Below are 12386 nucleotides of genomic sequence, written 5' to 3'. Positions count from 1 at the left end.
ACCTGGGGTCGGCGGCGGGTCAGCCGGCTCAGCAGACCATTTGCGGTGGAGCCGGAGAAGCTCATCCATTACATCGGCCACATAGAAAAGCGGCCCCACCTGTGAGCAAAATGTATTGAGGTGACGCACAACCATAAGGAGATGCTATTGTGCACAGCAAGATTATCCTTAGCGAGAAAGAGATACCGACCGAGTGGTATAACATCATATCCGACCTTCCATTCTCATTGCCACCGGCCACAGGCCCTCGAACAGGTTATCTAGTAGGGCCGCATGACCTTCACGTCTTCAGGTGAGAAGAAGACCATCCTGTTTGCGCTCAACGCCCACGGGTATTTCTATCTGGATATCTGGAGGTCTACCAGGAGTACCTCGCTGGTACGCTAGAGCGGGTGGCCTTCCTTAAGGTAAATATCGAGGCAGCCCAGGCCACGCTGCCCGATGCCCCGGCACCGGAACAACAGCAGAAATGAAAAACGAAAGTATGTTAAACAAGGGGTCGGCCCCTATTCTGCCCGAGCGCATCGGGAGACTGAGTGAGCTTGCCTATAACCTGTGGTGGGGATGGCATCCCCACGCTCGCGACCTGTTCCGGACGCTGGACTATCCCTTGTGGAGGATGAGCAGCCACAACCCGGTCAAGCAGCTACATAAGATCGACCCCGATAGGCTGCAGGCGGCTGCCGACGATCCTGACTTTATCAACCTGTATGACTCCGTAATGTCAGCCTTCGATTCCGATATGACGGATGGCGAAAGCTGGTTCACTGCCCGATACCCCGAGCGGCTATCCGGGGCGATCGCTTTCTTCTCCGCAGAGTTCGCCATCCACAACTCCCTCCCCATATATGCCGGAGGGCTGGGGGTCCTAGCCGGTGATATCTGCAAGGAGGCAAGCGACCTGGGGCTGCCGCTGGTCGGGGTCGGCCTGATGTATCCCCAAGGGTACTTCTGCCAGCATATTTCCCCCGAGGGATGGCAGGAGGAAATCCTCAGGCAGCTGAACTTCGAGGAGGCCCCAATCGATCAGGTGCTTTCTCACCACGGGAAAAGACCGCTAGCACAGGTCCAGCTGGGCGAGAGGTCGGTGTCCATTGGTGTGTGGGTGGCGCGAGTGGGCCGTGTCAACCTCTACCTGCTGGACACCGATATCGAGGAGAATGCGCCTGGGGATCGGAAACTAGCAAACCGTCTTTATTCCGCCGACCAGGAGGTGCGCATTCAGCAGGAGATTATCTTAGGTATCGGTGGGGTGCGCGTTCTCCGCGCGCTAGGTATTGAGCCAGCCATGTGGCACGCCAATGAAGGACACACAGCCTTCATGATGCTGGAACGGGTCCGGGAGGAGGTAGAGAAGGGTGCAACCTTCACCGAGGCCACCGAGAAGGTACGGGTAAACACGGTCTTTACCACCCATACCCCACTCCCTGCCGGTCACGATATTTTCCCAGTCGAGCTTGTGGAGAAGTACTTTCGTAGTTACTGGGGACTTCTGGAGATGGACTGTGAGGCATTCCTCAAGCTGGGACGAGAGGGCAGCACCGATGACCAAGCCTTCAATATGACTGCGCTTGCCTTAAGAATGGCCGATCGGCGCAACGCTGTTAGTCAGCTTCACGGAGAGGTCGCGCGAAGGATGTGGCACGGGCTGTGGCCCGAATCTCAGGAAGCCGGTGTACCTATTTCACATGTGACCAATGGGGTTCACATGCCCACATGGATCGCCCCCGAGCTGGCTCAGCTCTACGAAAAGCATCTCGGCCAGGACTGGGTGAAAAGACGCGATGACCCCGAGCTGTGGCAGCGCATGCTGGATATTCCCAACGACGAGTTCTGGGCAGTCCGACAGACGCTGAAGAACAAGCTCATGAGCATCATATTAGAGCGAGCCCAGAGATGTTGGGCCCATGCTGAGCCGACAGCCCAGCAGGTGCCGGCAATGGGCGGCCTGCTTCACCCGGAATGTCTAACCATCGGCTTTATCCGCCGCTTTGCTGAGTATAAGCGGCCGGCGCTGATATTTAAGGACTTGGAGCGCCTCAAGCGAATCGTCAAAGATCAGTGGCGGCCAGTTCAGGTAGTATTCGCCGGCAAGTCCCATCCGGCCGATGTGCAATCGAAACTGCTGCTTCAGCAAGTATATACGCTGGCCTCGGACCCCGATTTTCAGGGGCGTATAGCCTTTGTCGAGGACTATGATATGCACATAGCTCACTATCTGACGCAGGGGGTGGATGTCTGGTTGAATACCCCGCGCCGTCTCAATGAGGCCTGCGGTACCAGTGGGATGAAGGCCGCGCTAAATGGCGTCCCCCACCTCAGCGTCCGCGACGGCTGGTGGTATGAGGGATACAACGGTAACAACGGGTGGGCAATCGGCGACGGTTCCGAAGTGGCTAACCCGGATGCGGAAGATAAAACAGATGCAGAGGCTCTTTACCGTCTCCTCGAAGAGGAAATCGTACCGCTTTATTATGATCGGGATCGAAGCGGCGTGCCCAATGGATGGATTAGCGTCGCGAAAGAGGCGATCAGCTCAACTGTCACCATTTTCGGCACAAGGCGAATGCTGAAGGAATACACAGAGCGAATGTACTTAGCAGGTGCCTAAGGTATCACCCTATTGTACTGAACAAAAAGCCATCCCTGAAAACGCTGACCTTGTCAATAGCTGACAGGATCTACCTACTCATCCCTTCATAGCAGAACGCCACACTATGTCGTTCAGGTCGAGGCTGACCGATGTGAGATTGAGGAACTGCTCACTAACCGGCGGATTCAACTAGCTGATATGGAAATGGTGATGCGCTATGTTGAAGATATACGAGGTCTGCTTTCCCAAGGTTCCCTGTCGGAGCAGAAGGCCTTCATTCGCAGCTTCGTGAAAGAGGTGCGGGTTACGGGAAAGGAAGTGCTTATAATATACACAATGCCCCTCCCACCCAATGGAACGATCCACGAGCGGGCAGGGGTTCTTTCTATTGTCCATGATGGTGGAGCTGGAGGGATTCGAACCCTCTACCTCTTGACTGCCAGTCAAGCACTCTCCCAATTGAGCTACAGCCCCAGATGCAGTTTAAAGATTAGCATAAAGCTCAATGAATTTCAAGCTACGTCGCTTGACTTCACATAGCAGGTTTGCTACAATTCGCTAGGATATTCGGCGAATATTTTAATAATTATGGGAAGGGCGGTTAGCTCAGTTGGTAAGAGTACTGCGTTGACATCGCAGGGGTCACTGGTTCGAGTCCAGTACCGCCCACCATGCTTTTCAACTTTTCACGACCGTGAACGCCTCTCGTCCTAAAAGGATGGGAGGTTATTAATTGGGGATTGTAAATGGATCAAAATGAGAAAATGGAGCGGATCAGGCATTCGGCATCCCATGTGATGGCGGAGGTGGTCCAGTCACTATTCCCCGATGCTAAATTCGGCATCGGACCTGTGATCGAGAATGGCTTCTATTATGACTTTGACCTCCCCCGCACCCTCACCCCAGAGGACCTTCCGGTAATCGAAGCGGCAATGACTGAGATTATAGCCCAGGATCTCTCATTCACCCAAGAGGAGGTATCTAAGCAGGAGGCGAGAGGCATCTTCGCCCAGCAGCCCTACAAGCTAGAGCTCATCGATGAAATCCCCGATGAAAGGTTGAGCATCTACCGCCAGGGCTCCTTTACCGACCTTTGCCGCGGGCCTCATGTTAGCTCCACAGGGGAGATAACAGCCTTCAAGCTCCTCAGCATCGCCGGTGCATACTGGCATGGCGATGAGAAGCGCCCGATGCTCCAGCGAATCTATGGTATCGCCTTCGAGACCAATGATGAACTAACAAATCATCTGGAAAAGCTTGCCGAGGCGGAAAAGCGTGACCATCGAAAGCTGGGTCAGGAGCTCGATCTCTTCAGCTTTCACCAGGAAGCGGGACCGGGCCTGGTGCACTGGCACCCCAAGGGAGCTACGGTACGCCGTCTCATCGAGGATTTCTGGATCGCTGAGCACCTCAAACGGGGATATGATATCGTTTACAGCCCCCACATTGCCAAGCTCGACCTCTGGAAGACGAGCGGGCACTGGGAGCTGTACCGGGAGCATCTATACTCACCAATGGATGTTGAGGGACAGGAATACCTGATCAAACCGATGAACTGCCCAGCCCATATTCTGATGTATAAAACAAGGCTCAGAAGTTACCGCGATCTTCCCATAAGGTGGGCGGAGCTGGGCACAGTCTATCGTTATGAGCGTTCCGGTGTGCTTCATGGGCTAACCAGGGTTCGGGGCTTCACCCAGGACGACGCCCACATTTTCTGCCGCCCCGATCAGCTTGAGGATGAGGTAGTGGGTGTTTTGGAATTCGCCATTTTTATGATGCGCACCTTCGGATTTCAGGAATATGAGGTGCTGCTCGCAACCCGGCCCGAACGATACGCCGGCACCGTCGAGCTATGGCAGGAGGCAACCGATACCTTGGAGCGGTCACTGAAACGACTGGCGCTGCACTACACAGTAGACCCTGGGGAGGGGGTATTCTACGGACCCAAAATCGATATCCGCCTCCGGGATGCCCTGGGAAGGACCTGGCAGGGTCCCACCACGCAGGTCGATTTCAACCTGCCCCAGCGCTTCGATGTTAACTATGTTGACATTGACGGCTTGGCACACCCTGTGGTAATGGTACACCGAACCGTTCTTGGAAGCCTAGAACGGTTCTTCGGTTGCCTCATCGAGCAATATGGGGGCGCTTTTCCCGTCTGGCTGGCGCCGGTTCAGGCGGTGGTGATCCCCATATCCGAACGCCATCTGGACTACGCACATCAGGTAACCGCGAAACTCCAGGCCGATGGGCTTCGTACCCAGGTGGATGTCCGCTCTGACAGGATGAACCTGAAAATCCGACAGGCGCAGCTCCAGAAAATACCTTACATGTTGATTGTAGGCGATAAGGAGCTTGCAAGTGACGGGGTCTCGGTCAGGCTGAGAAGCGGCGAGGACCTGGGAAGAAAAACTCTGGACGAGTTCAAGCGGATAGCCAGTGAAGCCATCTTTCAGAGAACCTCTTGATTTTTATGAAAATACATTGTATATTACCATCCTATACGAGGATTATTGGGGAGGGTAAGGAAATATAATTAAGAAATATCGTGTCAACCAGCAGATCATCGGCAAAGAGGTGCGGTTAATCAGCGAAACCGGCGAACAGCTAGGCACCATGCCTCTTTATAAGGCTCGGGAGGTGGCTAAGGAGCGAGAATATGACATAGTGGAGGTCTCCCCCCAGAGTGTTCCCCCGGTATGTCGCCTCCTCGACTATGGGAAGTTTAAATACGAGCAGACCAAGAAGGAACGCGAGGCGAGGAAGAGCCAGAAGTCTATTTTCCTTAGGGAGGTTCGTTTTAGGCCCAAGATCGGTAAACACGATATCGAATTTAAGACCCGGGTCATCAAGAAGCTCATTGATGAAGGTAACAAGGTTAAAGTCTCCATCCTATTCCGGGGTCGCGAGATCACCCACCCCGAGCTGGGTAGGGAGCTTCTTGAACATGTGGTTGCGGAATTAGAAGATAAAGCAACCGTTGAAAGGACCCCGATATTTGAGGGTAAACGGATGAATATTATACTTGCCCCGGCTAAACAACAAGCTAAATCACAAGCCAAAACGGATAAGGAGGCTCCCGATGCCGAAGTTAAAGACTCATAAATCGTCAAAATGCCGCTTCCATATAACCGGAACGGGCAAGATTATGCGCATGAAAGGTGGAAAGAGTCACCTCAGACGAAACAAGTCGCGACGCGCCAAGATGCTTTATGATCAGAAGCTCCCCCTCCATCCTTCATTCAGGGCACGTGTAAAGAGGCTCATTCCCTACTCTTAAAATTGTTAATTAAATATACAGGAGCTTTAAGAAGGCAATCTTTTCAACACATATAGTAAATAGCAAGGGCTAAATGGAGGATATAATTGACCAGGGTAAAAAGTAATGTCGCCGCCCACCGTCGTCATAAGAAAGTGCTGAGGCTAACCAAGGGACAGCGCGGTGCAAGACACTCCCGCTACCGCATCGCCCACGAAGCGATGCTGCACTCTCTTAGCTACTCCTACCGTCATCGCCGCGAGCGAAAGGGTGATTTCAGGAGGCTGTGGATCATCCGCATCAATGCCGCCACCAGTAAGGAGGGGCTCTCATATAGCAGGTTCATAGATGGCCTCAAGAAGGCTGGGGTTGAGATCGACCGCAAGATACTCGCCGACATGGCAGTGAGAGACCCCACCACCTTCTCCCAGCTTGTTGCAGTCGCGGAAAAGCAAACCTAGGTCCCGCCTTAATTCTACCAAAAGGCTATTGCACATTTTTTACATATTGATATTTGTGCCTATCTTTCCCTATTGATCCCACTCTTTATATCCCTCTCCTTGACCCCTTGCTACCCCTAGCCTATAATAACATTCGATGCTCCAGAAATTAACGGAAATCAACTCCAGCGCAATCGATGAGCTGAGGAGCCTTTCCGACCTTAAGGGGCTTGAGGCTTGGCGAGTCCGCTACCTGGGTAAAAAGAGCGAGCTTACCCAGCTCCTGCGAGGGGTAGCATCGCTATCCATGGATAAGAGGAAAGTGATAGGCGCCTCCGCCAATGAGCTCAGAGCTACCCTCGAGAGGCACTATAGCGAAAAAAAGGATGCGATAAAAGAGCGAGCCTTCCAAGATGTCGAGATGGCGGCAAAAGGTAAAAAGGATGTGAGCCTACCCGGCCGCCCCATCCCCCTCGGTCGCCTACATCCCACCACTCAGATGGTTCGGCAGATATGCGACATCTTTACCTCTCTGGGCTTTCAGGTAGTAGAGGGACCGGAGGTGGAGTGGGACTACTACAACTTCGAGGCGTTAAATATCCCCCCAGACCACCCCGCCCACGACATGTTCGCCACCTTCTGGATTGATACCGAGCCTGACCAGCGCCCCATGCTCCTGCGTACCCACACATCCCCCATGCAGATAAGGGTTATGGAGCAAATGCGTCCCCCCGTGAGGGTTGTTGTACCTGGAAAGGTCTACCGCTATGAGGCAACGGATGCCACCCATGAATCCATGTTCTATCAGATCGAGGGACTCGCCGTAGATGAGAACATCACCTTCTCCGACCTCAAAGGGACCCTTTATGAATTCGCCAAGCGCCTCTTCGGCGAGGAACGTCGTGTTAGATTTCGCTGCGATTACTTTCCATTCGTCGAGCCCGGTGTAGAGATGGCAATTGACTGCATGGCATGTGGAGGATCAGGGTGTCGTCTCTGCTCGGGCACCGGTTGGATTGAGATATTGGGCGCCGGCATGGTGCACCCCGATGTGCTGAGGCGCGTTCACTATGACCCGGAGGTCTATACCGGTTTTGCCTTTGGCCTGGGACTGGAGCGTATCCCCATGCTGCGCTACGGCATCGATGATATTCGCCTTTTTTACTCCAACGACCTGCGATTTCTAAGTCAGTTTTAGTTTGGCGATCTATACAATTGGGTCACCACAATCAAGTTATATATACCGAGAACGCTTATATTAAGAGAAATCAGCAGAAAACATGAAAGCACCCATTAGCTGGCTTAGAGAATATGTCGGAATCGACCTGCCCCCTGAGGAGCTGAGTGAAAAATTGACCATGTCCGGGACCGAGGTCTCGGGGATGGATGCTATCGGCGGCTGGGATAACGTTGTGGTCGGCGAGGTTATCTCCATCTCGCCCCATCCCAACGCCGATCGCTTAACGCTCGCTACCGTCGACCTCGGCGGTGAACGCCTCACCTCCGTTTGTGGCGCGCCCAACGTTGCCGTCGGTCAGAAGGTTCCCTTCGCATATAGCGGCGCTAAGCTAATCGATCCTGATAGCGGCCACATGGTAAAGCTTAAAAGCACCACGATCCGAGGTGTCAAATCCGATGGAATGATCTGCTCCGAGAGGGAGCTTGGCATCTCAGACCGCCACGAGGGGATCATGGTCCTCCCCCCCGATGCCCCCTTAGGGACACGCTTAGATGATTGCCTGGGCGATACCATCCTCGACCTGGATATCACACCCAATCGACCCGATTGCTTATCTATTATTGGTATAGCACGGGAGGTCGCCGCTCTGACGGGAAAACCGGTGCACCTCCCGGAAATAACCTATGAAGAATCAGCAGAGCCTATAGAGCGCAGGGCGTCAGTGGATATCGTTGACCCGTACCTATGCCCCCGCTACTGCGCCAGCCTGATTACCGATGTCAAGATCGGCCCATCCCCTGCCTGGCTACAGCAGCGCCTGCTCGCCTGCGGCATGCGCCCCATTAACAATATCGTCGATGTCACCAACTACGTAATGCTAGAGTATGGACAGCCCCTGCACGCCTTCGATTTCAATAGACTCAGGGAGAAAAGGATAATCGTGCGAAGTTCCGAAAATGAGTCTATGCAAACCCTGGATGGTGTCGATCGTGACCTCTCCAGCGATATACTCGTTATCGCTGATGGAATTGGCCCGGTGGCGGTCGCCGGGGTTATGGGTGGGGCAGAGAGCGAGGTCACCGAAGCCACGAATACGATTCTGATTGAGTCAGCGAACTTCAATCCAGCGAGCATCCGGCGCACCTCAACAAAATTCAAGCTGAGAAGTGAGGCTTCGCTGCGCTTCGAGAAAGGCCTGAGCGCTGAGCTTCCCCTGACAGCACTGAGGCGCGCAACCCAGCTCATGGCAGAGCTATCCGATGGCAAGATCGCCAGGGGGATCATCGATGTCTATCCAGGCAAACGTGAATTGAAACCCATATCACTGACTACGAAGCAAGTGGCGCGCGTTCTGGGTATCAAGATAAAACGCCAAAATTTGGTCAAGGTGCTGGGCTCTCTGGGGTTTCAATGCGAGGACGTTGGCCATGGGGAGCTTTTGGTCACTGCCCCCTACTGGCGAACCGATATTAGTCTCGCCGAAGACCTGGTAGAGGAGATCGCGCGCATTATCGGCTACGATGAACTGCCCATTACCCTCCCCAGCGGTGCTCTTCCCCGGTATAAGCCTGACCCCATGCGCGCTCTAATAGAAAAGGTAAGCGATATCCTGGTTGGCTGCGGCATGCAGGAGGTAATCAACTATTCGCTGACTAGCCTGGAAATGCTTCGTAAATTTAAAACCCAGCCAGCCCTACTAAAGGTGGCTAACCCAATTACTTCAGAGCAGGAATATCTGCGCACAACCCTGTACCCCGGGCTACTGCAAGACCTATCCTCCAACGAGAAGCACGAAGAGAATAGCATCAGGCTATTCGAGGTGGGCAAGGTCTACCTCACCCGTAAAGGTGATCTCCCTGAAGAGCGCCACATGCTAGCGGGAGTGCTCTGCGGCACCCGCCTCGATCGCTCCTGGCACGGCGAGAGTGAGATGCTGGATTTCTTCGATGTAAAAGGGGTTGTCGAGACACTGCTGGAGCGTCTGGGCATTGTGGTAAGTTTTGAGCCATCACAGGATAACACCCTGATTCCCGGTAGCAGAGCGACGATCTTGGTTGAAAGCGAAAGCGTAGGGACAATAGGCGAGCTTCATCCCAGGGTGGCCGAGATCTTCGACATATCCTCCCACCCAGTTTACCTCTTCGAAATCGATCTGGAAAGGCTGCTCCCTGCAACAGCAACGCGTCGCCAATATCGCTCAATACCAAAATTCCCCGTTTCCCTTCGGGACATCGCCGTCATTGTGGATGCCGCTACACCTTCCAAGAACGTGCAGGCTATCATAGAGGTCTCCCCTCTCGTAGCCAGTGTTACCCTCTTCGATGTTTACAGCGGCCAGCAGGTACCCCGCGGAAAGAAATCCCTTGCCTTCAGAATCCTCTATCAGTCAACCAGCCGCACCCTCACTGATGAAGAGGTGAACCGTGCCCAGCAGGAGCTAGTAAGCCGCTTATCACAAGAGCTGGGCGCTACTCTCCGGCAGTAAGCCACCGCCTGTTGCTTTCCGAACTTATCCCCTATATAGTATCACCTTCGTTACTACAATTTTCCCATTCAGGCACACCAACAGCAAGGGTTAAAAATTCCCTTTCCGCTATAATGGTGCTAAAATATGGTGATGACATCTATCGTGCTCGCCGGCGGCAAGAGCCTGAGGCTGGGGCGGAATAAAGCACTAGAGGAAATCAGCGGCCACTGCCTCATCGAGCGGGTCATGGAAAGGCTTTCCCTGTTGGGAAATGATATTATCGTGGTCACCTCATCAAGCGGTCAGCTCCCAGACCTCGGTGTAAAAATGGTTACTGATAGCTACCCGGGCAAAGGCAACCTGGTGGGCATATACTCCGGCCTTAAAGAGGTATCATCCCACCATGCCCTGGTGGTGGGATGTGACATGCCCCTCCTTAATGTCGCCCTGCTTCGCCACCTTACGGAACTCTCCACCGGATTCGATGTCGTCATCCCCAGGGTCGGTGACGAACTAGAGCCACTCCACGCCGTCTATTCGAAGAACTGTCTCGCGCCCATTGAAGCCACGCTTGGTGAAGGTAAGTTCAGAATCACTGATTTCTTCCCCGCAGTGAGAGTGCGCTATGTCGAAAGCGTGGAGATCGATAGGTTCGATCCCCGTCACCTGAGCTTTTTCAACATCAACTCCGAAGCCGATCTGGAGCGGGCACAAGCACTCATTGGAAGAGAAAACCCATGATCAGCGTGGAAGAAGCCCTGGAAAGGGTCCTCAGTTATGTCAGTGTACTGGACGGTGAGGAAAAGCCCATCCTCCAGTGCCTGGGGCAGGTGCTCGATGAGGAGGTAATTTCCAGTATCGATATTCCCCCGGCGGACAATTCCGCCATGGATGGCTATGCCATAAGGGCGGAAGATGCGACTGGCGCTTCCACCTCGTCGCCGGTCTATCTCAATGTCATCGGCGAGGTCAAGGCTGGCGATATAGCAAAAGAGGAGGTTGGGGCGCTCAGCGCCCTGCGCATCATGACCGGGGCGCCAATCCCCCGTGGCGCTGATAGCGTGGTGCAATTCGAGGACACCGATGAGGCGCTTCGCCGTGAGCGCCCGCCATTTCAAATCGGCATACTCCACCAGGTAACAAAGGGACAAAACGTACGTCGCTCCAGCGAGGATATCGCTCGCGGACAGTTGGTATTAACAAAGGGGACAGTCCTTCGCCCCGCAGAGGTCGGGGTGCTCGCCTCATTAGGGAAGGAAACCGCTCGTGTGATTCGCCGCCCATTGGTCGCCATCCTCGCCACCGGCGACGAACTAGTCGCCCTGGGTAAGCCTCTCCCCCAGGGTAAAATCTATAACAGCAATAGCTTCAGCATTGCGGCACAGGTACTGCGCTATGGGGGACTCCCACAGATTATAGGCATCGGCAGGGATCAGATTAAGGATATCACGGACAAGCTAAAAGGGGCCCTATCCGCAGATATGCTTCTCACCTCGGGAGGGGTCTCCATGGGAAATTACGACGTGGTGAAGGATGTACTGGCAGAGCAGGGAGAGATATCCTTCTGGACGGTGAGGATGAAACCGGGTAAACCCTTGGCCTTCGGCACGATCAAGGGCATACCACACCTGGGTCTGCCAGGAAATCCGGTGAGTTCCATGATCACCTTCGAGCTTTTCGCCCGACCCGCCATCCTCAAGATGATGGGAAAAAAGAATTTCTCTAAGCCCACCATCGAAGCGACCCTCGATGGACGGATTAGAAACACCGATGGTCGCCGTATCTTCGCCCGGGCAACGGTGAGCCGTGAGGGCGATCGCTACCTTGCCCGCATCGTTGGTCCCCAGGGCTCTGGAATCCTCACCTCAATGTCCCGCGCCAACGGACTGGTGATCGTCCCCGAGGACGTTGATGCGGTCGAACAAGGGGAAACAGTCAAGGTTCTCATGCTAGACTGGAGCGAGGAATAAGCGCAACAAAACCAAAAGGGGATTACGTGAAAGAGAGGTTGAAAAAATGCTTCCTATCGTTTCTATAGTGGGCCATGCACAGTCCGGCAAGACCATGCTTGTGGAGCGCCTCATTGGCGAGTTCAGGGAACGGGGGTACCGCGTAGCCGTAGTGAAGCATACCGTCAAGGACTTCGAGATGGATAGCCCGGGGAAGGACACCTGGCGCTACGCCGAGGCAGGAAGTGACGCAGTGGCCATCAGCGCACCGCATAGGATGGCCCTGATTAAGCCACAGGAAAACAATGACTCCATAGAAGGGGTATTGCGCCTGCTAGGAGAGGATTTCGACCTGGTGCTCGTCGAGGGATTTCATGAGGCCCACATACCCAAGATCGAGGTACATCGCAGCGCTCTGAAAAAAGGTCTCCGCTGTGCCCCCGAGGAATTAAAGGCTATCGTAACCGACGAGACCCTTGAGGTTGACCGCCCCCA

At 54.1% G+C, this 12386-nt stretch carries 11 protein-coding genes and 2 tRNA genes; 12 read left to right on the top strand and 1 reads right to left on the bottom strand.

The window, feature by feature from the left end:
- Positions 1 to 149: 149 nt before the first annotated feature.
- Together VMX96_10780 and glgP are read left to right on the top strand one after the other, a co-directional pair.
- On the top strand, positions 150 to 296 hold the full coding sequence (locus VMX96_10780; protein HUU64377.1) for a hypothetical protein: 147 nt from the start codon (positions 150 to 152) through the stop codon (positions 294 to 296).
- A gap of 173 nt (positions 297 to 469) precedes the next feature.
- Entirely contained in the window at positions 470 to 2611 is a 2142-nt protein-coding gene (gene glgP / locus VMX96_10775) for an alpha-glucan family phosphorylase (GenBank protein ID HUU64376.1), read from the top strand.
- 380 nt (positions 2612 to 2991) lie between these two features.
- Here glgP and VMX96_10770 read toward each other — a convergent pair.
- Positions 2992 to 3067 (bottom strand) — tRNA-Ala (locus VMX96_10770).
- 121 nt (positions 3068 to 3188) lie between these two features.
- Here VMX96_10770 and VMX96_10765 point away from each other — a divergent pair.
- The 10 genes from VMX96_10765 to mobB form a co-directional block, all read left to right on the top strand.
- Positions 3189 to 3265 (top strand) — tRNA-Val (locus tag VMX96_10765).
- Positions 3266 to 3339: 74 nt separating this feature from the next.
- Positions 3340 to 5064, top strand: coding sequence for a threonine--tRNA ligase (gene thrS / locus VMX96_10760; GenBank protein HUU64375.1), 1725 nt, complete (start codon positions 3340 to 3342; stop codon positions 5062 to 5064).
- A 64-nt stretch (positions 5065 to 5128) separates the two neighbouring features.
- The gene (infC, locus tag VMX96_10755) at positions 5129 to 5701 is read left to right on the top strand and encodes a translation initiation factor IF-3 (GenBank protein ID HUU64374.1); all 573 of its coding nucleotides are present in this window, start codon (positions 5129 to 5131) and stop codon (positions 5699 to 5701) included.
- Positions 5679 to 5876 carry a 50S ribosomal protein L35 gene (gene rpmI / locus VMX96_10750; GenBank protein HUU64373.1) on the top strand — a complete coding sequence of 66 codons (198 nt, stop codon included), beginning with the start codon at positions 5679 to 5681 and terminating at the stop codon, positions 5874 to 5876. The genes infC and rpmI overlap by 23 nt, the downstream gene beginning before the upstream one ends.
- Before the next feature lie 86 nt (positions 5877 to 5962).
- On the top strand, positions 5963 to 6316 hold the full coding sequence (gene rplT / locus VMX96_10745) for a 50S ribosomal protein L20 (protein HUU64372.1): 354 nt from the start codon (positions 5963 to 5965) through the stop codon (positions 6314 to 6316).
- Positions 6317 to 6452: 136 nt separating this feature from the next.
- Positions 6453 to 7493, top strand: a complete 1041-nt coding sequence (pheS, locus tag VMX96_10740) for a phenylalanine--tRNA ligase subunit alpha (GenBank protein HUU64371.1) — start codon at positions 6453 to 6455, stop codon at positions 7491 to 7493.
- Between the two features lie 82 nt (positions 7494 to 7575).
- Entirely contained in the window at positions 7576 to 9960 is a 2385-nt protein-coding gene (gene pheT, locus VMX96_10735; GenBank protein ID HUU64370.1) for a phenylalanine--tRNA ligase subunit beta, read from the top strand.
- A gap of 126 nt (positions 9961 to 10086) precedes the next feature.
- On the top strand, positions 10087 to 10683 hold the full coding sequence (locus tag VMX96_10730) for a molybdenum cofactor guanylyltransferase (protein ID HUU64369.1): 597 nt from the start codon (positions 10087 to 10089) through the stop codon (positions 10681 to 10683).
- A complete protein-coding gene (glp, locus tag VMX96_10725) occupies positions 10680 to 11912 on the top strand; it encodes a gephyrin-like molybdotransferase Glp (GenBank protein ID HUU64368.1) in 1233 nt (410 codons plus the stop codon). Before VMX96_10730 ends, glp begins: the two co-directional genes overlap by 4 nt.
- 46 nt (positions 11913 to 11958) lie before the next feature.
- On the top strand, positions 11959 to 12386 hold a 428-nt coding region (gene mobB / locus VMX96_10720), incomplete at its 3' end, for a molybdopterin-guanine dinucleotide biosynthesis protein B (GenBank protein HUU64367.1).

The organism is Dehalococcoidia bacterium (assembly GCA_035528575.1).
Taxonomy (GTDB): domain Bacteria; phylum Chloroflexota; class Dehalococcoidia; order E44-bin15; family E44-bin15; genus DATKYK01.
This window is presented reverse-complemented; position numbering and strand designations above follow the sequence as displayed.